This is a genomic window from Endozoicomonas sp. ALC020, from assembly GCF_049275935.1.
Classification (GTDB): domain Bacteria; phylum Pseudomonadota; class Gammaproteobacteria; order Pseudomonadales; family Endozoicomonadaceae; genus Endozoicomonas_A.
In genome coordinates this window covers 3,903,159-3,928,228 of sequence record NZ_CP184830.1, presented here as the reverse complement: position 1 = coordinate 3,928,228, position 25,070 = coordinate 3,903,159, and the positions used below count along the sequence as shown (strand labels likewise).

The 25,070-nt window shown below is 46.3% G+C and carries 23 protein-coding genes and 1 pseudogene; 14 read left to right on the top strand and 10 right to left on the bottom strand.

Annotated features, from left to right (window positions below):
• Positions 1 to 27: 27 nt before the first annotated feature.
• On the bottom strand, positions 28 to 1,092 hold the full coding sequence (locus tag ACOJUO_RS14650) for a hypothetical protein (protein ID WP_422137348.1): 1,065 nt from the start codon (positions 1,090 to 1,092) through the stop codon (positions 28 to 30).
• 22 nt (positions 1,093 to 1,114) lie between these two features.
• On the bottom strand, positions 1,115 to 1,378 hold the full coding sequence (locus ACOJUO_RS14645; protein WP_422132743.1) for a hypothetical protein: 264 nt from the start codon (positions 1,376 to 1,378) through the stop codon (positions 1,115 to 1,117).
• 114 nt (positions 1,379 to 1,492) lie between these two features.
• Between ACOJUO_RS14645 and ACOJUO_RS14640 the strand changes: the two are divergent.
• Positions 1,493 to 2,059: pseudogene (locus ACOJUO_RS14640) on the top strand (trypsin-like serine protease); the annotation flags it as partial.
• Between the two features lie 191 nt (positions 2,060 to 2,250).
• Here the strand turns inward: ACOJUO_RS14640 and ACOJUO_RS14635 are convergent.
• On the bottom strand, positions 2,251 to 2,652 hold the full coding sequence (locus ACOJUO_RS14635; protein WP_422140104.1) for a hypothetical protein: 402 nt from the start codon (positions 2,650 to 2,652) through the stop codon (positions 2,251 to 2,253).
• On the opposite strand from ACOJUO_RS14635, the gene leuS reads away from it, so the two are divergent.
• Positions 2,641 to 5,238: a leucine--tRNA ligase gene (leuS, locus tag ACOJUO_RS14630; RefSeq protein WP_422140071.1), complete on the top strand. Its 2,598-nt coding sequence runs from the start codon at positions 2,641 to 2,643 to the stop codon at positions 5,236 to 5,238. The genes ACOJUO_RS14635 and leuS overlap by 12 nt on opposite strands.
• Positions 5,239 to 5,304: 66 nt before the next feature.
• Here the strand turns inward: leuS and ACOJUO_RS14625 are convergent, their stop codons facing one another.
• On the bottom strand, positions 5,305 to 5,721 hold the full coding sequence (locus ACOJUO_RS14625) for a response regulator (protein ID WP_422132742.1): 417 nt from the start codon (positions 5,719 to 5,721) through the stop codon (positions 5,305 to 5,307).
• A gap of 148 nt (positions 5,722 to 5,869) precedes the next feature.
• Between ACOJUO_RS14625 and trxC the strand changes: the two genes are divergently transcribed.
• Positions 5,870 to 6,310, top strand: a complete 441-nt coding sequence (trxC, locus tag ACOJUO_RS14620; RefSeq protein ID WP_422132741.1) for a thioredoxin TrxC — start codon at positions 5,870 to 5,872, stop codon at positions 6,308 to 6,310.
• Positions 6,311 to 6,394: 84 nt separating this feature from the next.
• Positions 6,395 to 8,233 (top strand): hypothetical protein, encoded by a 1,839-nt coding sequence (locus ACOJUO_RS14615; protein WP_422137347.1) that lies wholly within the window; start codon positions 6,395 to 6,397, stop codon positions 8,231 to 8,233.
• A gap of 109 nt (positions 8,234 to 8,342) precedes the next feature.
• Here the strand turns inward: ACOJUO_RS14615 and ACOJUO_RS14610 are convergent, their stop codons facing one another.
• Positions 8,343 to 8,954 carry a YceI family protein gene (locus ACOJUO_RS14610; protein WP_422137346.1) on the bottom strand — a complete coding sequence of 204 codons (612 nt, stop codon included), beginning with the start codon at positions 8,952 to 8,954 and terminating at the stop codon, positions 8,343 to 8,345.
• A 543-nt stretch (positions 8,955 to 9,497) separates the two neighbouring features.
• Between ACOJUO_RS14610 and ACOJUO_RS14605 the strand changes: the two genes are divergently transcribed.
• A complete protein-coding gene (locus tag ACOJUO_RS14605; RefSeq protein WP_422132738.1) occupies positions 9,498 to 9,677 on the top strand; it encodes a hypothetical protein in 180 nt (59 codons plus the stop codon).
• Between the two features lie 67 nt (positions 9,678 to 9,744).
• Here ACOJUO_RS14605 and ACOJUO_RS14600 read toward each other — a convergent pair whose 3' ends face one another.
• On the bottom strand, positions 9,745 to 12,216 hold the full coding sequence (locus tag ACOJUO_RS14600) for an F-box/WD repeat-containing protein (protein WP_422137345.1): 2,472 nt from the start codon (positions 12,214 to 12,216) through the stop codon (positions 9,745 to 9,747).
• A gap of 355 nt (positions 12,217 to 12,571) precedes the next feature.
• Entirely contained in the window at positions 12,572 to 14,236 is a 1,665-nt protein-coding gene (locus tag ACOJUO_RS14595) for an ankyrin repeat domain-containing protein (RefSeq protein WP_422137344.1), read from the bottom strand.
• 272 nt (positions 14,237 to 14,508) lie between these two features.
• On the opposite strand from ACOJUO_RS14595, the gene ACOJUO_RS14590 reads away from it, so the two are divergent.
• The gene (locus tag ACOJUO_RS14590; protein ID WP_422137343.1) at positions 14,509 to 15,375 is read left to right on the top strand and encodes a hypothetical protein; all 867 of its coding nucleotides are present in this window, start codon (positions 14,509 to 14,511) and stop codon (positions 15,373 to 15,375) included.
• A 188-nt stretch (positions 15,376 to 15,563) separates the two neighbouring features.
• Here the strand turns inward: ACOJUO_RS14590 and ACOJUO_RS14585 are convergent, their stop codons facing one another.
• Positions 15,564 to 16,274 carry a DNA-3-methyladenine glycosylase I gene (locus ACOJUO_RS14585; protein ID WP_422132734.1) on the bottom strand — a complete coding sequence of 237 codons (711 nt, stop codon included), beginning with the start codon at positions 16,272 to 16,274 and terminating at the stop codon, positions 15,564 to 15,566.
• Between the two features lie 152 nt (positions 16,275 to 16,426).
• Between ACOJUO_RS14585 and ACOJUO_RS14580 the strand changes: the two genes are divergently transcribed.
• The 5 genes from ACOJUO_RS14580 to ACOJUO_RS14560 all read left to right on the top strand — a co-directional run bounded on the left by ACOJUO_RS14580 (position 16,427) and on the right by ACOJUO_RS14560 (position 21,837).
• Positions 16,427 to 17,596, top strand: a complete 1,170-nt coding sequence (locus tag ACOJUO_RS14580; RefSeq protein WP_422132733.1) for a pyridoxal-phosphate-dependent aminotransferase family protein — start codon at positions 16,427 to 16,429, stop codon at positions 17,594 to 17,596.
• Positions 17,597 to 17,722: 126 nt separating this feature from the next.
• Positions 17,723 to 17,932, top strand: coding sequence for a hypothetical protein (locus ACOJUO_RS14575; RefSeq protein ID WP_422132732.1), 210 nt, complete (start codon positions 17,723 to 17,725; stop codon positions 17,930 to 17,932).
• A gap of 418 nt (positions 17,933 to 18,350) precedes the next feature.
• On the top strand, positions 18,351 to 18,767 hold the full coding sequence (locus ACOJUO_RS14570; protein WP_422137342.1) for a hypothetical protein: 417 nt from the start codon (positions 18,351 to 18,353) through the stop codon (positions 18,765 to 18,767).
• A gap of 169 nt (positions 18,768 to 18,936) precedes the next feature.
• Complete coding sequence (locus ACOJUO_RS14565) at positions 18,937 to 20,262, top strand: ADP-ribosylglycohydrolase family protein (RefSeq protein ID WP_422137341.1); 1,326 nt, start codon at positions 18,937 to 18,939, stop codon at positions 20,260 to 20,262.
• Between the two features lie 546 nt (positions 20,263 to 20,808).
• Positions 20,809 to 21,837 carry a hypothetical protein gene (locus ACOJUO_RS14560; RefSeq protein ID WP_422132729.1) on the top strand — a complete coding sequence of 343 codons (1,029 nt, stop codon included), beginning with the start codon at positions 20,809 to 20,811 and terminating at the stop codon, positions 21,835 to 21,837.
• A gap of 124 nt (positions 21,838 to 21,961) precedes the next feature.
• On the opposite strand, the gene ACOJUO_RS14555 is transcribed toward ACOJUO_RS14560, so the two are convergent.
• Positions 21,962 to 22,735 carry a ferredoxin--NADP reductase gene (locus ACOJUO_RS14555; RefSeq protein ID WP_317142846.1) on the bottom strand — a complete coding sequence of 258 codons (774 nt, stop codon included), beginning with the start codon at positions 22,733 to 22,735 and terminating at the stop codon, positions 21,962 to 21,964.
• 60 nt (positions 22,736 to 22,795) lie between these two features.
• Positions 22,796 to 23,047, bottom strand: coding sequence for a hypothetical protein (locus tag ACOJUO_RS14550; RefSeq protein ID WP_422132728.1), 252 nt, complete (start codon positions 23,045 to 23,047; stop codon positions 22,796 to 22,798).
• 315 nt (positions 23,048 to 23,362) lie between these two features.
• On the opposite strand from ACOJUO_RS14550, the gene ACOJUO_RS14545 reads away from it, so the two are divergent.
• From ACOJUO_RS14545 to ACOJUO_RS14535, 3 genes are read left to right on the top strand one after another with little or no spacing between them, the layout of a single operon-like run.
• Positions 23,363 to 24,019, top strand: a complete 657-nt coding sequence (locus ACOJUO_RS14545; RefSeq protein ID WP_422137340.1) for an IS607 family transposase — start codon at positions 23,363 to 23,365, stop codon at positions 24,017 to 24,019.
• Positions 24,020 to 24,041: 22 nt separating this feature from the next.
• Complete coding sequence (locus ACOJUO_RS14540) at positions 24,042 to 24,557, top strand: hypothetical protein (RefSeq protein WP_422137339.1); 516 nt, start codon at positions 24,042 to 24,044, stop codon at positions 24,555 to 24,557.
• Positions 24,535 to 25,017, top strand: a complete 483-nt coding sequence (locus ACOJUO_RS14535) for a zinc ribbon domain-containing protein (protein WP_422137338.1) — start codon at positions 24,535 to 24,537, stop codon at positions 25,015 to 25,017. The genes ACOJUO_RS14540 and ACOJUO_RS14535 overlap by 23 nt, the downstream gene beginning before the upstream one ends.
• The last annotated feature ends 53 nt before the right edge of the window (positions 25,018 to 25,070 follow it).

Here is a 25,070-nt window from a genome sequence, read left to right as displayed (position 1 = left end):
AAAATCACAATAAGAGCAGGCATTATCTTAGAGTTCTCGCTCGCTAATATTTAATAGTTTATCTAATGATATTCGCAACTCTATTAATTCTTTATTCCCTTTTATAGAAGCTGATGGATACTTTCTATGAAGGCATTTTGGAACAAAATCTTCTTTTAAAAATGCCTCATATTGAGGTGTTTTCAGGATAGGTATGGCTGCAGCATCTCCCTTCCAATGAACATCAGTAAGAAACATGAGAGTATTTGCCCGGTCAAACGTGTTATTTTTATAGGTAACGCTCGCGTGAACCTGATCAGGACCATTTACCCATAAAGGAACCTGAACCCAGTCAAGATCGGGATCATGATATGAGGGCGGATCGGTTCTTATATTTTCGAAACTCAAATTGGCACTGAATTTTTCAGGATCTTTATAAACGATAGAAATTCCCGGGTAAGCAAACACATACGAAAAACGTTCTTGTTTAATGGGTAAGGCAACATTTAAATACGACACCTGATAACTGTTTTCATGCAAAATCAGTGTGCATTCTGATGGGTAGCCATGCACCGTACTGTCACTCAAGTACACTTCATCAACCTTTCTGGTTTCAAGCAATGGTGGTTCTCTGTACCCATCTGTCCAGATTTCTAAATGGCTGACTTCCAGTATTTTGGAGTGCTCCACATAGATAGCGCTATCAATAGATTCATCAGCTTTGTGTAACTTGAGATTCTTCAGTGTAACTCTATCATTACTGGCATGAATAAAATGGTTAAGATTGCCGTAAAAATTAGCAAAGCTGCCACCGGCATCCAGTTCAAACCCATCGAGATACAATAACCTGAAGTCTGAAACTCGAATGAACGCATCAACGCCATGGGATAACATTGGTCCTGTCAATGACAATGTTGGATATTTGCCATCAGTGGCAACACCAATAATCCCCACATTGACGAAATAACCTGATACGGTAATCGGAGCATCCAGGGCATAATCACTGGTTACAATATGCAGAGTATTTCGGGTTTTCAGAATGCCCCTCAGACTCACAGCCGGATCGTCATGAAAAACAAAACGAGTAAAAATACCCGGATTTGCTTTTAACACCTCTTCACAACGAGCCTGAACTTCAGCTCTGGGGTGAGTACAAGAGTATCCAGAATCTATCCACAAAGCAGCCAATATTACCGGGAATCCGGATAACCAGATCTTCAATACTGAAAACATATCTACTTCCATCAATAATGGTTAATAAGAGCAAGACCTGAGTCAGCTGTAATGTTAGTAGCTCCAGAAATGTCCAGTTGTCAGCCGCTGTGTATGCAACACCCACATAAGTCGCATCAGGATAACGCGCTTTTATCTTATGAACTTCCAATGAAAAACGCTTCATGAACGTTTGCTTGCCACACTCAGGTGCTGCTGCGCAATAAAGATAGCAATTGCAGAACAAGCAAAATATGCTAATTTCGTAAGCAACTTTCATAGATTCAGGAGAGCTGAATCCGTGCATGCAAACAAAAACGCAATCTTAACTCTGTTTTTTTACACCTTTATATTCAAAGATGTTTTTGCCGCATCATTGGATAGAGTTGAACGATATGTGCCATCATCAGTAGTGCCCATTGACACATATCCATGGATTGCCTTCTCATCCTCCCCCTCATCATTATGTACAGCAGTACTAATATCTGACATTCATCTGTTGACTGCAGCCCATTGTGTAAGTTCATTAAGCGAAAATGATAGTCTACGACTTTTTTTCTTTAATAAAGCTCATGCTCCAGTTAGAGAGGCTGTTAGATATATCAAGCACCCTGATTACAGACATCCGAACACAATACACGACATTGCAATCATTGAACTGGAGGATTCAGTGAACATAGCACCTCCAAAAATGCAATTAAATGCAACATGCCCTGATCTCCGGGAAGTTGCGCCCCATCCAATGGCTGCTGGTTATGCAGGTAAAAAAATATTACGATCAGCTTCTTTATATTGGCCCTTTAAATGTCGAACCGACGTCTATCGACTTTGGTATAGGGGTACATCGCAGAATGGCGACTCAGGAGGACCTTTGTTTTATTTTCGGAACAACGAGACTTATGTATTAGGAATACATCATTCTTCTGTCAACATCTCGTTTTTAGCGGGTGCAATCTTTCAGAATAAAGTATCTCTGTCTTTCAATCATGAATTCATCAGTGACTCAATTGCGTTAGAAGAAGTGTATCAGGCGCATTCTGGCACCTGGTTTATTTCTGGTCATTCACTTATTTTAGAAAACTGGAGTAAGTTAGCTACATCCAGTACACCCACTTCATCCAATATATCTACTTCAACCGATACATCTACTTCACCCAATACATCCAGTTCATCCAATACATCGACCAGGTCCACCTCAAATACTTCATCCAGTACATCATCAAACTCACATTTTGTTGCCCTGCCTGCTCTGTTGTATATCGTTCTGCAAGCCCCATAACAAAAAATTCCAGAAGCGCTACCCCCGCTGCCCTCACTCATGTATGCTTCGCAGGTTATACTGAACACCCGTGTTCTTCTCCGCTCTGCAATTAAAAATTTGTACATTTTGCAAATTTTTAATTGCAGAGTTTGAAACCCTTTAAATCCAGATTCTCGCAAAGAGCCATGATGGAAGAGCATTACCAGCCGCACAAGATTGAGACAGAAGCCCAGAAATACTGGGAAGAGAATGACAGTTTTGCTGTCAGTGAAGAGGCCGGCAAGGAAAAGTACTATTGTCTGTCCATGTTCCCTTACCCCAGCGGCCGACTGCATATGGGCCACGTTCGCAACTACACCATTGGCGACGTGGTATCCCGTTATCAACGTATGCAGGGTAAAAACGTCCTGCAACCCATGGGTTGGGACGCCTTCGGCCTACCGGCAGAAAACGCCGCTATCAAACACAAAACCGCTCCAGCCCCATGGACTTACGAAAACATTGACTACATGAAAGGTCAGCTCAAGCGTCTTGGCTTCGGTTATGACTGGAACCGCGAGCTGACCACCTGCAAACCGGACTACTACAAGTGGGAACAGTGGTTCTTCACCCAACTGTACGAAAAGGGTCTGGTCTACAAGAAGATGTCTTCTGTGAACTGGTGCCCTAACGACGCTACCGTACTGGCCAACGAACAGGTAGAAAATGGCCGTTGCTGGCGTTGCGACACTCTGGTGGAGCGTAAAGAGCTGCCCCAGTGGTTTGTGAAAATCACGGCTTACGCTGACGAACTGCTGGCTGATCTGGATCAGCTGGAAGACTGGCCTGATCAGGTTAAAGCCATGCAGCGCAACTGGATTGGTCGCTCCGAAGGTGTTCAGATGACCTTCAAAGTGGCCAATCCCGTTGCCGGATCACCGGAAGCATTCCAGATCTACACCACACGCCCGGACACGCTGATGGGTGTGACTTACGTGGGCGTTGCTACAGAGCATCCTATTGCCAAAGCTGCGGCTGCTAATAATCCGAAACTGGCCGCTTTCATTGCAGAATGTAAGTCCAACGGTGTCACCGAGGCAGAAATGGCCACCATGGAAAAAGTGGGTGTCGATACCGGTATTCGAGCCATTCACCCAATGACGGGTAAAGAAGTACCTGTCTGGGCTGCCAACTTTGTATTGATGGATTACGGCACCGGCGCTGTTATGGCGGTACCCGGTCATGATCAGCGTGACTACGAATTTGCTACCCGCTTTGAACTGGCTATCGAACAAGTCATCGAGCCCGCAAACGGCGAAGAGTGTGACCTGTCCAAAGAAGCGTTCACTGAAAAAGGCAAGCTGATCAACTCCGGGGAATTTGACGGCCTGACTTCTCAGGAAGCATTCAATGCAATTGCCGACAAGCTGATTGCTTTGGGCCAAGGTGAAAAGCAGGTTAACTACCGTCTGCGTGACTGGGGAGTCAGTCGTCAGCGTTACTGGGGAGCTCCGATTCCCATGTGTTATCTGGAAGATGGCACTGAAGTCACAGTCCCTTTGGAAGATCTTCCGGTTCTGCTGCCTGAAAATGTTGAGATGGATGGTGTTCACTCACCCATCAAGGCCGATCCTGAGTGGGCTAAAACCACCCATAACGGCCAGACAGCAACCCGTGAAACCGATACCTTCGATACGTTCATGGAGTCCAGCTGGTACTACGCTCGTTATTGCTCTCCTCAGACTGACGAGCAAATGCTGGACCCGGCGGCTGCCAACTACTGGCTGCCCGTCGATCAATACATTGGTGGTATTGAACATGCCGTTATGCATCTGCTTTACTCCCGCTTTTTCCACAAACTGCTTCGTGATGCCGGCCTGGTTGACAGTGACGAACCCTTTAAAAGGCTGCTCTGTCAGGGCATGGTTCTGGCTGATACCTTCTACAAGCTGGACGATAAGGGCCTGAAGCACTGGATTGCACCAAATGATGTAGACTTTGAACTGGACGACAAAGGTCGATTGATCAAAGCCACCCTGAGGGAAACCGGTGAAACCGTTGAGCATGCGGGCATGAGCAAAATGTCCAAATCCAAAAACAACGGTATTGATCCACAGGAACTGATCGATAAGTATGGTGCCGACACTATCCGTCTGTACACCATGTTTGCTGCACCTCCCGAGCAGACCCTGGAATGGTCCGAAAGCGCTGTTGAAGGCGCTCACCGCTTCCTGCGTCGTTTCTGGAAACAGGTTTCTGAACATCTGGCTTCCGGAGATGTACCTGCTTTGGACAGCAAGGCTTTGAGCAAGGAACAGAAAGACCTGCGTCGTAAAACTCACGAAACCATCAAAAAGGTTTCCGATGATTGCGAACGTCGTCTGACTTTTAACACCGCTATTGCTGCCATCATGGAATTGAACAACGCGATTGCCCGGTTCCGGGACAACAGTGATCAGGCTCGTGCCGTTCTTCGTGAAGCCCTTGAGGCCTCCACTCTGATGTTGGCACCTATTGCTCCTCACGCTATGCACAGCGTCTGGAATGCCCTGGGTCATGCAGAGCCTGTGGTTCAGGCTGGCTGGCCTGCGGTGGATGAGTCCGCCCTGGAGAAAGACGCCATCACCATGGTGGTTCAGGTCAACGGCAAAGTTCGTGCAAAGTTGGAAGTTCCAGCCGACATGGATAAAAGTGCGATTGAAAAGCTGGCGCTTGAGCAGGAAAATGTAACCAAGTTTACTGAAGGAAAGACTGTTCGCAAGGTGATTGTAGTACCCGGCAAACTGGTTAATATCGTTGCCAATTGATCGGTTAACGCCAGCCCCCTGTCAAAAAGGCCAGCATTTTTGCTGGCCTTTTTCCTGAGACGTCATTCAGCCGAGATAATCGACCAGGGTTTGAAATAAATAATCACGCTCAATAGGCTTGGTTAAGTAGTCGTCCATGCCTCTGGATAAGGCTTTATTTTTTAACTCGTCAATAGCATGAGCACTGAGACCAATAATAGTATGCTCTTCTATTCCGGCCTCCTGTTCAAACTCCCGGATTGCTTCGGTGGCAGTGTAACCATCCATGACGGGCATTTCACAGTCCATCAGAATCAGGTCCCAGCTCTCCGGATCACTCTTGCAGTATTCCAGAGCTTCCTGACCGTTTTCTGCGAAAACCGGCTCAATATTGACTTTCTTGAGTAACTTCTTCAGCACCAGTTGATTGGCGGGATTATCTTCAGCCACCAGCACTTTCTTGTTCTCCAGCACACCGGACTCAACGATTTGGTAAACGTCCATGATTTAACCTTCTTATAACAATTGCCCTACTTTCAGATTAGCGGTTAACCCAGAGTTTGCATTAATGCATCTGGTCTTATGCTCTATTAACGAGTCATAATCCCCCACATATATCACGTAAAATTCTTCATTTGTCCCAGGTAATGATATGTCTCAGCCCTTGCAAATCGCCTGCCCCAAATGCAGCACTCCCAACCGGGTCCCTAAAGAGCGCCTGGAAGACGGGGGCTCTTGCGGTAAATGCAGGAACAAACTCTTTTACGGCAAACCCGTAGAACTCAATTCCGGTAATTTCAAACGTTTTCTGGCCCAGACCGATATACCGGTTGTGGTGGATTTCTGGGCTCCCTGGTGCGGTCCCTGTAAAGCCATGGCTCCAGCCTTTTCCGAAGCAGCCCGTGAACTCGAACCCAACATAAGACTGGCAAAACTCGATACTCAAAAGCACCAGCAAATTGCAGCGCAATTGAACATCCGCTCTATCCCAACCCTGATTGTGTTCAAATGCGGGAAAGAAATTGGCCGTATATCCGGTGCCCTGCCCGCCAATCAGCTGAAGAAGTGGATTAAAAATGCGGCCAAAAGCTAATAAAAACCAGAGGCAATAATAAATAGAACAACTAATGCTCTACTATTCTTAAGGAACGGATAGAAAACGGCATACAGGGACAGTATGAGCTTGATCGACAAAACCTCAGGTCAGGGTCCAAAATGGATACAGCCTGAGCAGACCAATCGGGTTTCCAAGGATGGCAAAGTCAAGGCGTTGAGTGATGTCGTCAGCAAGATGCTCTCTCCTGGAGATCAGGTGACTCCTGAAAAAAAGTCCATCTATAAACGGGGCGTCCGGGTTATACCTCCAACGCCTAAAGAAATGTACAAGACATCGTCCCAGCCGCGCAGACAGGCACCGTCGGCGACCGATCTTAAGCCGCAGAAACAACCCTCTGTTGAGCAGAAGACCCGACTCAGACCCAGAAGCCAGGTGCTGACTGAAAGACCCCAGGAAGCTAAATCAGTTGCCAGTCGATCCATTAGCAAGCCTGCGACACCTCCAACGAACACATTGCTTCAGACTGCCGCTATGCAAAAAGCGACCAGCAATCTACTGGACCATCACCTGGCCAAAATATCATGGGCAACGGACAAGCAGGCAGAGTACCGGGAACTGATTGCAACCTTCAAACCCGGCTCCTGTGCTGAGGGAGATGATGCGTTCTCTGACGTACAGGAAGCCCTGAGGGGCGCAGCCCAAAAACTGGGAATCCCGGAACTCGCAGACGATCCCGCTGCGATAAAAGACTTGCAGAAGCATTTTTATCGGCGTCTGGAAACAAAGGGTAAAGAACTTCTGAAGCAAGCTCCCCCGGAAAGAACCGTTAAAAAAGTGCCTCCAAAACCACCAGTCCGCACCAGCTCACTGCCCGATAGTGTAGCTCCGACTGCAAAAAGCAAAGAGCCAGCGAGCATTCAGAAAACGCCTGTCACACCATCAGAGAAGGTTGAGACAGAGCCAGCCGCTCCTATCACTGAAATTTCTCTTCCGGCCAGACGCCAGAGAAAAAGACAAGCGGCACTGGATGCACCGGCAAAATATATGTCCAAAAGTCTCGCTCAGCGCAAGGACACCCCCTGGAAAGAGCAGATGCCGAAATTTTTCACCCGATATCTGAGAGCCATGGCTCTGACGGGGGCATCCGAAAAAGGGGGTGTCGATAAAAAATGGTTCAAGCATGAAGTACCAGGCTCCTCAATCCTCAGTAACAAAAGCAGTGCTTCGGATACCCAGAAAGGACTCAGGAACAGACTGGAAGACATTGCTTTCCAAAAAGGTGAAAGCCTTACCGGCTTCTATCGTTTCTTTGACCAACATCAGCTCGGCAGAAATGTGAGAATGGCGGCAGTCAGTCAGATGATGTTACCCCTGTCCGAGCACGGCCATCTTGACCCCATGAGTCTGCAGGACCTTGAGCCCAACTCGGGTAAAGAAGTATCCCAATGGCTGAATCAACAACTGGACACTATATCCCGGCAGGAATACCAGAATTACACGACGCTGCTGAATGACCTCAAGAACAGGACAGAAGGTAAATACAAAATACGCCTGGATGACACGCCTTTCGGTAAAGTGCCTCTGGAAAGCATTACCGAGAAAACCCATGGTACAGGTGTTTTCAAGGTAGCACGGGTGAACAGTTTTCAATACACCCTCGATCATTGCACACCCTGGCTAAAATCCGCTCACCCCGTCACCGAAAAATTTGCCGAACTGCGCCTGAAGAACACCAAAAAAGATGATGATCAAAATTTAACAGCCGGAGGAAATAAGGGTCAAAATTTAACAGCCGGTCAGCTCGAAGAGCTGAACAACCAAGCAAAAGGACTGTTAAGCGAAATGAGCCAGATAAACATGAACAAGGTCCCAAAGAGTGTTCAGGACATCATGGATACAGAAAAGAAAAGTCTGGAAAATATTGTCACCAAATATAAAGAGCTGTCCAAGCAAAATTAGTGCAGCCAAGAGGTATATTCCATACCACTTGGCTGCACTGGATGGTTGGCCGCCATCAAGCAAGAACAGAGAACTGATCCCGCCATCCTGCTTTCCAGGTAGATCTATTTTATTTGCTGAATACTAATGAAAAATTGACAGGAACGGTGTCAGAAATCGGGATCTGTCCCACTGTTTTTGCCAGTTCTGTCAGATTTTTAGCCGGAATACCAAACTGTGAAGCTCGAACGATAACCGGCTGTGTACTGGCTACCGACAACAGGTTTCCGCTTTTTACCACATTGACGGAAAATTCCAACTCTTGTGTTTGGCCATAGAGGGTTACTTTTGCCGGCACAGTTAGCTGTTGAACCACTGTATCAGGGGCTAATAATGAGTTGGAAATTTGTGCAGAAACCTTAGCACTGGGAAATAAATCCGATTGGAAAAACAGCTTATTCAAGCGCTCATTTCTAATTCCAATGCCAGTGTCAATGCCAGAGATTGGAATATCCAGAGTTAACAGACCGGCTTCATTAATACTGCCCGTTAGAGAGGATATTGAAGCCGACTCAATAACGTACTCTAACTTCACCGTAGCAAATGACACTCTTGATATATCCCGGTTTAGTTCGTATTGCGCCGCTTTACTGAGTCCGCAAGCAGTTAACACTAATAGAAATAAAAGGATTTTTTTCATCTTTTTTCCCTTGGAATTAATCGGGGCAGGTTGAAACCTCATGGCTTCATTCCTCCAACGTAGAGGTATTTACTGGGCGTTTCTGCCAGTTAAGCACTCAATCCAATCAAAAATCAAACCAGACGCACTAACCTCAATGGCACACCGTCTGAAAATGGCAATAATTTTTGATCATAAGTGGCTATTCCAAGATAGTCTGTGACACTCCCTGCCTTGTCAGGCGAGGCTTCTGACTTCACAGGCTACAGCCAGCCTATAGCGACTGGACTTACACAGAAGCCTCCATCAGCAGTAACCGGGTGCCCCTCGGTTATTTATTGGTCTTTTGTTTGATTTGCCGCAGCCTTAACGGGTCACTCAGGTATGGGCTCGTCTGGTTCTTCAAGGGCGGTTGGGCAGTTGTCTCTGCCTTAATTTTTTGTTAACAGTGCTTGGTTTTCGTCACCGTGAGTCTCTGCATAGAGACAGACCGATGGAAAATATAACCAACTACGTACAAATACTCAACCGGAACGCTCTGCGTTCCCGTCTTATATCCCCGCCCGATTGAGGGTGTCGCAAAACTCTCTCCAGCCTGGGAACGAGTTGACTCCCGTCATTCCCGGCTTCATTCTCGTCATTCCCGCGAAGGCGGGAATCCACAATGACTCACCACCAGAACCATACTGCCCGGTGTCCCCCTGGCCTTGTCATCCCCGAGAAGGCAGAGATCCACCGTTGGCGATGGATTCCCGCCTTCGCGGGAATGACGACTTCAGAGCGTGAGAACGAGCTGTTGAAGTTTTACAACACCCTCGATTGGGCGAGGGTTTACGACGATTTTGCTAACCGTTCACCTGCGAGCCTTTTTACTTGGAGGCGGCGACAATAACGATGACGCTGCAGCACGTTTACCTTTTGAATGGGATGTTGGCGCTGCCTCCAGCCCGCAGAGGCGCCAGACTTTAATCCGCTTCCCCTTGCTGCTAATGGTGACGAGATGGCTGCCGTTGGTGCTGAATTCTGATGATTTGAGCGAGTATGGATGGCGGATGAGAGTTTTACGCGACCATTTGCCATCTTTGCCACAGCCAAGGATCTGGGCATCGCCTGAAAAGTCGTTGATGACAACATGGGTACCATCGTGGTTGAACTGACCTGAACAGACCCCGCCCTCTAGCTCAATATTGGCGCCAGGCAGCCACTGCCCTTCGGTACAGAGAGAGTGGATTAAGGCTTTACAATTGTTTTTGGGCTCTGATGTGTCGTTGCTCGATAGTGTCAAAATATGGCGACTATCAGCACTGAACAGGGCAGAATTGATTTTATCTTCATGCATAATGGCCATTTGCTCTGTCCAGCGCCTGTGGTCTGTATCAAACCCGTAAATTTTCGCCGAGTGATCATCACTGCTGGTTATTATCAGCAGACTATTGGGGCTAAAGCTGGCAGAGCTGACCCTCCCTGTATGGTTGATCAGCGCATTTTTCTGCCAGTTGTTGTCGCTATCAAAACTGAAGACGGTACCCGTGTGATCGAGACTGGCCGTCACTGCATGGCAGCTGTCGGGGCTGAAGGTGGCTGAGCAGATCCTGTCGGAGTGGCTAATGTCGGCTTTTTCTGTCCAGCAACCATCAGGGTTAACGCTGTAAATCGTTGCTGTTTGTCCAAACTTACCAGTCTGATTAGTCCAGACAGTGATGATATGCTTGCTATCCGGGCTAAACTCGGCTGAGATGACTTTGTTTTTGTGTTGCAAGGTGGTTATCGGCAACCATTTGCCGTTAGCTGCACGCCTATGGATTTTGGCGGTATGGTCTTCACTGGCGGTCACTAGAAGGCAGCTATCAGGGCTGAAGTTTGCTGAACAAACATCCCCCTCATGGACAATCGTCGCTGTTAATGCCCAGCGGCCATCCTGGTCTACTGAACTGATGTACGCATTTTTATCGCCGCTGACCGTCACCGCATGCCGACTGTCGGGGCTGAAGCTGGCTGATCTGATCTTTTTTTTATGGACAATGCAAAGTTGCTCTGCCCAGCGGTCATCGTCAGAACGGCTGGTGATTTTTACCGTACATTGGGTACAGAAGCTCAGTATATGGCGGTTATCTGCGCTACAGATGACCTGCCTGACCCTGCCAACATGAGGAATGTGGATCTGCTGGCAGTCACTGTTCTTCGCCGCCAGAGCATGAATTTTTGCTCTGCCATCGGCGCCATAACAATCGGTCAACAGGTAGCTGGCATCGTGGCTGAGTATGGCGGTTTCGACTATGTAGGACTTGCACTGAATGTCTGCTACCAGATCCGGCTGCAAAACCGGACTGTCAATCATCAATTGACTCACCTGGTAAAACAGGAGTTGAGGGAACAATGGTATCTTTTCCGGGCTCCGGGCCTCAGAGTTGTCTGTCACCTCCCTGTCTGACTGGCGACAGAGATGATTCACCAGCATTTTATCCCGGGTAAACTGCATCAACCAGGCTCTGACTTGAGGTTCACTGAAATTTTTGGCGATCTGTATGAATATCTGCTGTTGTGATGGCGCGAACTGTTTGAACCATACCCTGCTGCTGGCGATGTTCCTGGCACTCAGAACCGAAGCAGCTATTTCCCTTAAACGCAGACAGCTTTCTTCCATCGCTACTGCATCTCTGTGGGATAAATAACCCAAGATCCGGGATATAACCTCCTCTGGCAGAGCCAGTAATGGAAAGAAGTCCTGATCAGGAACAATGGCAACAGGAGTGCTGGTAACGTTTTCTACCGGATCATTGGTCATGGCAACTGGAGTCGAAGAGCCATGAGCCTTGCCAACAAGATGGGTATCCGGGCTTAAAGGCTTCTGTGGCGTCGCGTAAGAGTGATCCAGGATATGTCCAGGTTTGAGCTCAGGCGCTGGCGTTACATCTTCCGATGTTGAGGGCTGCTGTTTTTCAGGGTGGGCGGCGCTCTCCGGGAGTAATGTTTTATTGTCAACACTGTCAACGGAGGTAGAGCTAATTGTGACAGGAGAATTGTCAGTGCTTGCTGAGTTAGTCTGAGCATCCGGTATAGGAGAAAACAGAGACTTAATATCTGAGACAGGGCGTGCGTGGAACCGTGAGATGCCGTCCTGCGTATGAATGTAACAGGTGTCAGCATTGGAAAAGAAGGCAGAAACCTTTCTGACAGCCTTAACGGATTTGCCAGCAAAGAAGTAATAGCTGTCGTCTTCACGGGCCTGTAACAAAATAACTGGCTTTCTGGACTCATTGCCATAAAACCTCAATTCGAAAGCTGCACCGACAGTATTCTTCGATAGGTTGCGAATGCCCTGCATACTCTTATTCCTTTAAGCTGGTTATTTATCCAGGAGCCTGACCGACATAGCGCCCCCGAAGCGAGACGGACGCTATACCTGGTCAAGCTCATATGGGCTTTGACTGACTTACAAAGAAAAAGTTCATGGGAACAACTGAGATGGCGAATGTTCATAAGCTGGTGCCAAAAACGGCAGGTGGTTATTCTGTCCATGTAAACAGGTCTTGGTACATCACCTGGTTCTGAATGTTTCCAGAGAGCACCTATCCCCCACCTGATTCGTTGGGGCTATTGTGCCGGAGTTCAATAAGAAGAACGTAAACAACACTCAAGCACTTTCAGTAAAAAGCGCTTTTTTGTGCTTTCTCTGCTGGCTATAACCCACGCTTCTTCAGCTCTGTCTCTATCAGCTCCCTGATTTCACCACGACATGCCTCAGGGGCTAAGGCTTCTGAAGATGTTTCAATATCAGCACCTTCTTCAAGAAGACGTTTAACGATTTCAATATGCCCGGCTTTGATCGCAATCTGTATCGGGGTTTCGCCCTCATTCGTTTTGTGATTTATTTGGACATCAGGTCTGACGAGTAACTTTTCCACTATTTCGGCGTGACCATAATGACAGGCACAGTGTAATGGTATTGCACCATCTTGTCTGGGTAGATTGGTACGAATGCCCGGCTGATCTAACAACTTATCCACGACATTTGTATAATTCTGGAGTGCAGCCCAAGTCAGGGCAGTCTGGCCAAAATCATCTTGCTGATTGAAAAAGTCTGGATCTATGTCTGCGACCTCCGTGGCTTTAACCATCACTGTTTCAGCCACTTCACTGGTTCCACATTTAACAGCCAGTAGCAACTGATTGAAATTATGAGGGTTACGATGATTTATGGGTAAAAGCCCGGATTCCGGAATTTCCGCTAACAGGATTTCAAGACGCTTGTACCCTGAGTTGCTGCTGGCTGATGAAAGGTTTGTGAATTCCTTGATGGCAAATACGGTATCCGTTGACTCGTCTGGAATAGCTATGCCTGATGAAAAGATTTGACTGGTGTTTAAAGAGTCGGCCAGGCAGCCAGCGGCAAAGGCGAACAAGTCCCGTTCCTTTTTAAATAACTCCTTATAGTTACGAATATTTTGATCCCTGATTTCAAATCCTTCGGGAGTCAACTTCAGAGATAGGATATGTCTGCCGGTTGCGAGGTGAAAAAGACGGCTTCCCCGGCCTTCCGGAATCGTTTCTGCGATCTCGTTTAATAATAAGCGCAACCCGGATTGGGTAAGCCCAATGGGGTACCAGGGAGTTGAATGTAAGACCGGAGTACTGCCATCAGCCGCTGAGACAATCCATTGTGCAGTCTTCTCTGTATTTTGCACAGGCACTTCTTCCTGCAACGTCGTGGTTGCCGGTGCCTGAAAAGCCAGTAACGATTCACAAAAAGGCCGCAGTTTTAATAAAAAGAGCGTTTGTTGATCCTGCGTGGCAGGATCGGCTTTAAACATCTGCTGGGCATCCAGAATAGCATCCGCCAGATGATCATAGTGGTTATTCCAGAATACCCAGCCCAGTGCCGGATCCTGACTGACAGTGCTCAAAAGTTCATCATATTCCTCTGTACATCCCATCTGCTCGTATAGTACGTAGCTTGAGGCAAGACCATAGCAACAGCCGTCACTGAAATCATAAAGTCTTGCCTTATCTTCATCATCAAACCGGGTTGATAGTGACATCAGATTCATGACCAAAAACGGTAATCTTTGCTGCGGCTCTGATTTCGATTGCTCAATTTTCTGCACTCTGCTTGACAGAAGCTCTCCATGACCAATCAGGTGGAGCAAAGGCAATAATATAATTTGCGTTACCCGACTGAGCAAAGTTGTGGATTGAGTGATTGCTAAAGACAGCGTATGCAGAAAAGTTTGACCGACCGTACTTTTGACTAACCAGTGCTTAAAACGCCCTGAATCCAAGTCCTGTTGCCGAGGCATCTGATCAGATTGAACCTGATCATTCGGCAGGCGTGGTCCTGTTTTCATCGCTATTCCTGAGTCACAATAATGACCGATTTATCGGCTCTGGGTGAAGTAAATCAACAATTTACCCATTCATCAGTTGATTTTTCCGGGTTTATGGGAATACGGCGATGTATATGCATTACACAGAAGTTAGAAAGCACGATGGGTATAAATCACTGAATCAAGAGGCATAAACTGACAAGCTGCTCTCAGATACCGGAAATATGGCCGATATAAGCCACATCGCCTGCAAAACAGAGTGTTTTTTAAGGTGTGACAGACCGGAAGGAACCATGAATAAAGCAGCTGAACCCATTGAAAACGTTATGCCAGAAGAGAGCAACAGCCCTTACCCGGGTCTATCAGAAAAAATGACTCGGGCCGAGCTGAGTCAGAAACTCAAGGATGCCGTTGCCCAGAATCAGATCAAGCTGCTGGAATCTCTTTTCTGTTTCATGCTGGTCAATGAATACTCGCCCGAACAAATTAATCAGGAGTTGGATTATATTCGCGCCAATAATTCGGCCATTCAGGACTCTCTCATTCGCTGGAGTGAGGAGCCCAAAGGGAAAAAGAAGCTAAAGATTGCTGGCAAAGCCGCTTTTATTGCGGTGATGATTCATTATGGTAACGGAAGTTTTGTTCCTGCTATTAAGGCCATAGAGCGTTTCTATGCCCTGGGAGATGCCCCCCATGAATTTACCGAGGCCATTGATGAAATTCAAATAAGCTCCTGGCTGGGCCTGTTGAACCATGAACTTGAAAATCAGGTTCCGCTTAAAAACATCATACGTCAGCTTGAAGCTCTCAGGCTGAAACACATCTGGTCAAAAGATCTGGCTATGTTTGCCATTCCAGTGACCACGGCCTATTTCCGTGAACAAGCCAAAGAAAAACTCCTTGATGGTGATTTTATCGGAACTTATCGTGACCTCGAGCAGGCCCTGAGACTCCCTGAAGAAGACAAGTCAGAGACCTACCAAGCCTACGCTGATTGTATTGTCCGACAGGTAAATGACCCTCTGTTTCGTTCAAGAGCAATCAAACCCGAACTGGAAAAACTAAGCGCCAAGATGGAATACCTGCACGAAGTAGACTTCTGGACACCGGAGCTGGACATCGGACGCTTTCATCTCAAAAATATGCTGGGTGATATTTAGCGTTCTGATTTGAGAAGTCAGAAGGACCCTGAAAAACATTATTTCTTCAGAAACTTGCCTACTGATGTATACCCGCTTAGCATGGCGGTGCCATTTTGATCTGACTTATTCTCAGGGCAGGTAGGGCAGGCTGTGGCTCCGATGGAGGACGGCCAATCGTGATACTTTGCTGACCAATAAAATTTTATTCAGTGTGCCATGTCAGCCAACGCCTGAACATGGTTATCACCGACACCAAAAGCCAATATTCTGCTAAGTTCGGCCAACGATCGACCACTGGTCTCCCTGAGCTGATTGAAGAATAACTGGATGGCTTTCTGGCTTTTCTGACTGGTTGCACTGCCTTCAATGACTTTCATAGCACGAAAATAGCCTTCAACATCCCGTGTCATCAGAAAGGTATCTTTGCCCAATGCCCTCAGGGCATAGGGGCCGGTATTGCCGCCCAGACGACTGCCATGTTTTTTCAGATAGGCCCAAAGCCCAATGATATTATCTTCAGGCCAGAGCGCGACAAACTGTGCAAAGCTACCTTCTCTCTGTCGTACATCATGGATCATCAGGGCATTTTCCCGGATGCTCCAGACCTTCTTGAGATGACGAATAATTTTAGGGTCAGTTGCTTTTCGCTCCAGCATGTCGTCAGGCATCATCAGCAACTTGTCAATATCAAAACCCCAGAATACCTCCTCAAAGTCAGGCCATTTCTGATCCACAACTCTCCAGACAAATCCACTCTGAAAAACCTTGCGGGTAAGTTCTGCAAGATAGCGGTCATCCGGAATACTTCTTAATTGGTCATTGGAAAGGGGTTTTACCAGCAAGGATTCAACGGCTGCTTCTCCCCCCTTGCGTTCACAGGCACGTTCAAAGATGACATCATAGCGTTCTGGCTTCATGGCCACTCCATATTTCTGGCAAAGGTTTGCCGAAAAGTGTATACAGTGCTCAAAAAAAATTGAACATTGATAGTTACTGATAAAATGTGTATTACATACACACCCCTTTGTCATAAACCTGACCAAAAGGTCAACCAACAGCAGAACAAGACATGACCATTCAATCATTTCATCCGCCCAAACGAACACTGATGGGCCCGGGCCCTTCAGATGTATACCCTCGAATTACAGAGGCTCTGTCCCGACCCACTATCGGTCATCTTGATCCTGAGTTTGTCCGTATGATGGATGAGGTCAAGGAGCTGCTTCAGTACGCCTTCAGGACCCGCAATGCCCTGACACTGCCCATCTCCGCACCCGGCTCTGCCGGTATGGAAGCCTGTTTTGTCAACCTGATCGAACCAGGCGACAAGGTAGTGGTATGCATTAACGGCGTCTTTGGTGGCCGTATGAAAGAAAACGTCGAGCGGGCAGGTGGCGAACCCGTTATTGTTCAGGGTGAATGGGGTCGTGCTGTTGATGTGGCTGAAGTTGAAAAAACGCTTCAGGCTCACTCGGACAGCAAAATTCTGGCCTTCGTTCATGCAGAAACCTCTACCGGTGCCTGCTCTGATGCAGAAACACTCTGTCGTCTGGCCAAAGAGCATAACTGCCTTACCATCGTTGATGCGGTCACGTCACTGGGTGGATCTGAGCTGGAAGTAGATGCCTGGGGTATCGATGCTATCTACTCGGGCACACAGAAATGTCTCTCCTGTGTGCCAGGTATATCTCCGGTGAGCTTCAGCGAAAAAGCTGTGGAGAAAATTGCCAGCCGCAAGCACAAAGTCCAGAGCTGGTTCCTGGACATGAATCTGATCATGGGATACTGGGGTAAGGGGGCCAAAAGGGCTTATCACCATACTGCGCCTGTCAACGCCATGTATGCCCTCCACGAAGCTCTGGTTATTTTGCAGGAAGAAGGTATCGAAAACGCCTGGCGCCGCCACAAGCTTCATCATCAGGCCCTGGCAACCGGTCTTGAAGCCATGGGGTTGGAACTGGTTGTTCCTGAAAATGAACGTCTGAGCCAGCTGAATGCGGTCAGGATTCCTGATGGTATCGACGACGCCCGGGTGAGAAGTGAACTCTTATCAAAGTACAACCTGGAAATTGGTGCAGGCCTTGGTGATCTGGCTGGAAAGGTCTGGCGGATAGGGCTGATGGGCTGCAGCGCCGACCAGACCCATGTTCTGTGCTGTCTGGGTGCCCTGCAGGCGGTTCTGGGTTCTGATGAAAACGGAGCGGCCGCTGCACTGGCATTTTATCGCTCACAGAACTAATGCCCTGGGTCTCCTTCATCCGTTGAGGGAGGCCTGAATTTTGTTAAGAGAATTCTCAACAGTACACCGAGCCTGAAAGAATCATTCTGCTAATATCGAAGAAACAGATTCGTTGGGGTAAGAAGTATGTTCAAGCTGCTGGCAATTATTTTACTGACTCTGGTTGCGATCGTCGGCCTCGCACGGAATTTTGAAATGCTCGTTGGACCGGATTATGCCTATGTGAAAGCGGACTATCCCCGCTTTGCCGATAAAGCCTGGTTTGACTTTGAATTCGGTAAAAGAGCCGGACTCGAAGGCGTATACGATGATGTTAAAGAAAAAATAAAGCAGTAATCCTGCGGCATAAATCTATTTGCTGACAGACGGTACTCCAGTTGCGGGCTGCTCGCCTGCCAATGGATTCTAAGTCTGATACCAGCTGATACGGACGGACTCGCTCTATCATACGGCCAGACTGCCAGCGTCGGTGCTGCTTGTCTGAAAAGCAGCTCGGGGACACCCGCTTGTGCGTTTAATGTATCTTCACCAGGTCTTGCAAATATAATTTGTATAAAAGACTGATATTTTTTCCTCCGCATGGAAGCATGAGTATTATGCCGTAGTGTTATCCAACAGACGAGTTATTAACCCAATGATTGCCAGGAAAAAACTGTATGTATTGTTATTTATCGTACTTGGCAATATATCTTTTTCAGAAGCTTCAATATTGAAGTTACATGACAAGATGCTTGTAAACTCCCGGAGATCAGGAATGACACAGCTGGATTTTTGTCAGAACATTAGCAAAGCTTCAGGTTTGATTAAACTCATGGCACACCTAAGATTTTTTCATTCTATATTATTAAGTCGTCGCCAGCCCAATCCCATAACACCAAAAGAATTATTTTTTCGAATTTCACAAAGAACAGCTCCAGCTGAAATGAGTATGGAAATGCAAATTGATATGGCAATTCAAGTTACTGAAATAGCTCACGGTTTTAGTCTCGACTATGCTTTTTCCGAATTTGATGCAATGACTACAAGTGATATAGAAAATGAAGTGAGAACAATACTTATTAAAATACGAACAATAATGAGTGGATACGAACCCTTTTTTAGACGGTGTGAAGAATTAAATTTATCCAAAGAACTACAAGATACAATCGCGCTAATCGACGAGTCTGTTTAAAAACATCCGCACCTCAGCTACCCACCCTGAAGAAAAGGGCTTATAAAGCCTTTGTTGACCAGCCGTTGCTGTCCTCTATGTTTTTACATTGCCTACTGGCTTCGGGGTGGCAAGACTTAAAACAACCGCTATTATTCCCTTACCAGAATTAATATAAGGAATGTATCTAATGACTAACCTGGGACGAGCTGATCCAGAATGTTGGTATAAATCAGTTAATCTTCAATTTTTCATTGCTCAGTGCATGTGCTTTGCAGTCTTTTTCCTGCTCATAATGCCTGCATTTTCTGCTACGCCGACCAATGCAGAGCTGGCATTGCTTGGCACTGCCCTGGGGGATTGCAAGGGGACCGTTCGTTACGGCTATGGAGCAGGGAGGCGTGAGCTATTTACGGATGACACTCACAAAGCGGCTGCAATTTACAAGTTCTTTTTGGATTATTACCGAGGCGCTGATCATGCCAAAAAACAACATCAAAAAAAGGGAAAAGGCGCACAATTTGATGCTGTCAGGCTGGCTAAATGCCAGTGTTTTTTTGCATTTCCCAAAGAGCAGCGTTTTCATTTAAATATGGAAGATTCGATGGATGTCGTGTTAAGCGAATACGGTACTTTTCACTCTCGGTTGTTAAAAACTTTCTTTCAGGGATTCAGAAATGGCACTCTGACAACCAGGGATCAGGTTCTCGACCTTTCCGGTCAGAGTTTTCGTACAAGATCAGGGAAAGCAGAAGGCTCCTCTGGTAATGGCGGCTGTATGGGAATTGCTACGATTGTGGCTATCCTTGATCATGATCCCTATATCAGTGACGAGGATTTTGTCAGCCGCGTTCGACAAACGGTTCAGGTCAGTCATAACCATGAGCAGGCCATGCAGGCTGCTGTCGCTATCGCCCTTGCTGCGAGGGTCATGATTGAAAATCGTGATTCAAGAACTGCGAACAGAGATCTGGCCGAAATCACCTTACAACGCATTTATAGACAGGTAACTGACCCGGAAGTTTTGAAATGCCTGAGGATTATTGAGCAACAAATCCTGCAAAACACGCATGCTCGCAAGCTTGATCATGGGGAGGTTATGGCTGAGTTAAATCTCCTTCTGCCTTCCAGCTCTGGTGCAGAGAGATCCCGAAAAAAGACTGGTGACACAAAGCTTCGAGGAACCTGGGCCCCCAGTTCTGCAGCGGCCGTCCTGTATTTTCTTTTTACCGGTGACAGATCCCAGAATTCATTGCTGCAGCAGGTAGCAAAATTTACCATAGACCAGGATACGATTGGGGCAATGTTAATGGCACTCAGTGCTCTGCGGGAAGGTGGTTTCAGACGAAGCGAGTTTGGTGCAGGGCAGGAGCTGAAACTGTTACAGGAGTTGCTTGACCATTTGCCGGAGTGGGTTGCAATAAACCCCAATGCCTTGGATTATCTGGTCGATGATGATGAGGATGAAGGTGAGGCAGGTGCGAGTAATTGTGCCTGTCGGAGCCAGTCAATGTGAATTAAGAATATTGAGCTAATCGATGAATCAATTAAGTACTTCAGTGCATAAAAACAAAGGCTTATCAGCTTCAATCGCCGTACCTCTATAGCTGGCTATATCTCTCACCCCTTCGCTCCAGAGTCTCAGAGGAAACGGGTTGAGACAGGGAAAAAAGTGTCGAAAAACCGCTAATTACAGAGAGTAAATAAGCATTTTGAGCCACTTGTTAATATCACATCAGCATTTTTCAGCGGCCTCTGAAGCAAGCAAACAAGTCAATGACTGTTATATTTTTACTCAGCAATTAAGTACTCAACCATACGAAATCATATTTTCTGACTTATTGTTCAGGCACTCTAACTGCGTTGCAACTCTGGTCACATAGCTTGCTATGTTCCCGTCGTTGCGCCTTGCAGAGCACCTGCCCAATAAGCCAGAAATATTCGATTCCGTATGGCTGAGTACTTAACGTTAGAATTACTAACTAAAAAGATATTTTTGGAACTTTATAAGACTTAAGAAATCAAACATATTGATAATTTTTTACGATATAAAGTAGACAATATGACTCCACCTCATCCAGATGATCCATTGTACAGAAGTTGGTATTTTGACAAGAAAAACCCTATTCATAAAGGAAATACTGTAAAGTTAAGAATGCGATCTTTTCGATCAATGAAAAGAGCATCCCCTTATCCTCTGAAATTCAAATATATACCTATTCCTGATAAAGCCCAAAGGTCAAAGACTTTAAGACTGGAAAGAGGAAGAAATTTAGTCACACAGAAATTTATAGAAGTACTTTCAGTAGTGAAAGTTAACTGGGCCAGGGCAGTAAAGCTACTGAAAAGTGGTGGAGATCCTTTTGCATATAAAGGGACTGGCTTCACTCCAAATATATTATTTAAGCTTATTGTTGATATTACCAATACTCCAAAAATCGAAGCAAAACACCTTTTAGAGTCAAAAGAACGGGAAGAGTTCATTGCATTACTTCTGGAGAGAGATGAGATTGAATCTGCCCTAATGGAGTTTGACTCGTCACCCTTTCAAAACACACCATTTACCGCAGCCATTGCAGCCAGAGATATAAAGTTATCAAAAGCCCTATTCAATCATCTAACGAAAACAAACCATGAGTTATTAATCACACCAAATCAAAAGACATTAGAAAGGCAATTTGGAAACAATACACCTCTGGTACTGGCCATTAAAACTAACAATGAAGAACTGGCTTTGGATTTAGTACCTTTTTATACCGATGAGTTATTGCGTAAGCGTGTAACCTGGGCAAACAACAACACTCTTGAATTGGCTCATTTAGCGAGATTCAATCATTTACTTCCAATAATGGTGGCAATAGCTCAAGGTCTTACTACAGATGAAGCAACCAAGCTTCAATCATTATATGATGGATGTCCACGTGGGAGTGATATATGGCATGATTTATATGAAACAGATATGTTTCTTAATGACGAAGGAGAATTCATTGAAGATAGAGAAAGAGTCTCAAATCCTGATATTTATCATACCTCAAAATATATTCGAACCAGTGTAATTCCCCTACCCCAAAATCGGTGTTCCCTCCATTAATACATAATAACTGATAGCAGATCGAGAACAGGCTATCGCAAAAGTAGCCTGTAAAACTGACCCAGCTTAACGCTCTATTGGTCAAGCAAAAGACTTTCACAACAGCCGCCTTTTCAGAAAGGAATTACTTCTCAACAAAAGCCCTTTCAATAACATAGTGCCCCGGATTTCCACCACGGGCTTCCTTAAAGCCACGCTCATCCAGAATACGACACAGATCTTTCAACATGGCAGGGCTGCCGCACAGCATGAAGCGATCATTTTCCAGATCGGGCTCAGGAAGATTCAGGTCGGCAAACAGCTTGCCACTTTCCATCAAGTCCGTCAGGCGCCCCTGGTTGCGGAAAGGTTCCCGGGTAACCGTTGGGTAATACTTCAACTGTTTTTTAACCATCTCACCAAAGTATTCATTTTCTGGCAGTTCATTTTCAATCCGGTCCTGATAAGCCAATTCAGAAACATAGCGAACGCCGTGAGTCAGAATTACATTGTCGAACTGCTCATAAATTTCAAAATCCTTGATAATGCTCATAAAAGGAGCCAGACCCGTTCCTGTGCTGAGTAGGTAGAGATTCTTTCCGGGCAGCAGATGATCGGCTACCAGAGTCCCCACAGGCTTGGTGCCCACCAGAATGTCATCTCCCACTTCCAGCTTCTGCAGGTGTTGGGTCAGGGGGCCATCCTGTACCTTGATGGAAAAAAACTCCATCTCTTCTTCATAGTTGGCGCTGGCAATGCTATAGGCTCTCAGCAGAGGTTTGTTATCGATTTCCAGACCGATCATGGTGAAATGGCCGTTCTTGAACCTCAATCCCTGGTTGCGTGTAGTGGTGAAACTGAACAGGGTATCATTCCAGTGATGAACACTGGTCACTGTCTCCCGGATAAGATTACTCATAGTAGGTGTCACTCCTGATGGTCGATTTTTCTTTCTGACACTTTGCTGTACCCTGAAAAGTTACTTATCTTTGTAATAATTCAAAAGGCGGTCAGCTCCCTCGCGATCTTTTCCTGTGACTCGAGCATCCCTGTCAATGAGTTTTCGCAGCGATTCGATGTCCCGAGCTTTGAGAGCGTATTTAAGAAAGCTCCCACCCCGAGAATCTACCGGTGCATTAACATCACCGAAGCCATTGATAGCGGACGGGAGTAACAATTTAATATCTACCGCTCTTTTGGACAGATATCTGATTTTTTTTGAAAGCGTCATTAGCCGAAAGTTCATTTATTCGTACTATTTTTTCTTCCGGGATATCTTAGTCAGGGGTAGGATATTTGTGAAACAGATAATTCTTATAAGATTATTCGATTAAATCGATTACCCCATGAAACTGACTCTCCAACAACTGGAGATTTTCCCGGAGGTTGCCCGCCAGCAGTGCACTGAAAGAACTGTAACAAAAATTCAATACTCAGCGCTTTGATCGCATTGGCAAAAGACTTCAGCTGAATGATCCCGATAAGATTACTCAAGGTTGTTATCACTCCTGATGATCGATGGTTCTGCCTGACACTTTGCTGCATCATGAACAGTCAAATAAAATTGCAACAATCGCAAAATCAATTACGCCAGACACAAGATAAATCGTCAAAAGGTGAATTTATCTTGTGGGGTTCAACTACAAAGCTAGCCAAGATTGAAGGCGTAACCAGCCAAACTATGAGGCGCAAGATCGAAAGCGGTCACTACGAAAAAGTGAAGCAAACCAGTGGTGGTCACTTCCGCATATTCATTAACCAGCAGAGGAAGATATGCTATACAAGAGTGAGTTCTGGAAAGCAAAAATCCAGCATTGACACGCAAAAGCGTATCTTACTCAAAGAGCACCCTGATGCAGAATTTATCAGCGACATTGCCAGTGCTTTCAACTTTAAGCGAAAAGGACTGCAAACCATTCTGGAATCAGCGGTGTGCGGAAATCCAACCTATATTGTGGTTGCCACAAAAGATCGCCTTGCCCGATCAGGGTTTGAACTTATCAAGTGGCTTGTTGAATTATCGGGAGGACACATCGAGGTTTTGGATGACCCGGATAACGCCTGTGAGCCATTCGACACCCAAGAGCTTATCGGTTTCATTACCTCATTCTGCAATAGCCACTACGGGAAGCGATCTGCTAAAAGACGCAAAGGACGCAAAGAGAGTAGCATCAAAAAAGACCAGGTTTTACCCAGAGAATAAGCAAGCCTATCACGATGCCCTGATGCTCTATCGGAGGTCGTACAACCTTGCTGTTGAGCGTTTCCGCAATGATGACTATAAAGATGCCAGCGGAAAATTCATCAACATGCGACCCGCCATTAAAGCTCAAGTGAAGCAAGAGCAAAAAGAAAGTGGCAGGGCTTATAACTCGATTGTTTCTGATAATGGAACACTGGCGGCAGCGACCACATTCAAAGCGGTCTGCAAGCACAACAAGAAGCTCAAGGGAGCTAAAGAGGGCTTTGCAGAAATCAGTTTCAAAAGCCGCAAAGGTAGCAGGCACTCATTCTCTATTGACCGTTTGCCAAAGGGATTAAATCCCTGCGTACAGGCTCTTGGCAAGATTCACCTGACAGAAGACGTGCCAGCAGAAGCGATTGGCAAGTCTTGTGTCGTAACCTACGACAAAGGTCGCTGGTTCATTCAGGTTCAACAACATATTGAGCTAAATCCCGAAATCCAAGGGAAGGTTAGATGCGTTGGAGTTGACCCCGGTGAACACGCGGAAGGGCGTTAAGTTCCCCGACATGCCCCAGTGGGCAAGAGATCGGATTATTCATTTCAACAGGGAAATTGACCGGCTGAAATGCAAAAAGGATGACATTGTTCTTGATCTGCATAACCGGCTGGCGTTCGAGCTGGTGTCGAACTACGACGTTGTATTTTTGCCAACCTTTGAGACAAGAGGTATGGTCACACGCAAAGATAAGAAGGTTCGCACCATTCGCCGTAACACCTGCCGCCAGATGCTTGACCTCAATCACTACCAATTCAAAAAGCGGCTTGAGTGGTACGCAAAAAAGTATGGAAAGCATGTAGTTGATTGCAACGAAGCCTATACATCCAAGACTCAATCATGGAACGGGACCATTGACGAAAAATTAGGTTCTTCCAAAATTATTAAGGGTGAGGGCTTCATCGTTGATCGTGATATCAACGGTGCCAGAAATGTCTTTCTTAAGTGTTTGACAAGGTAGCTTGAAGCTTATCCATAACAGCGAGTGTTGCGCTCGTTGCGGTTTTAATCAAG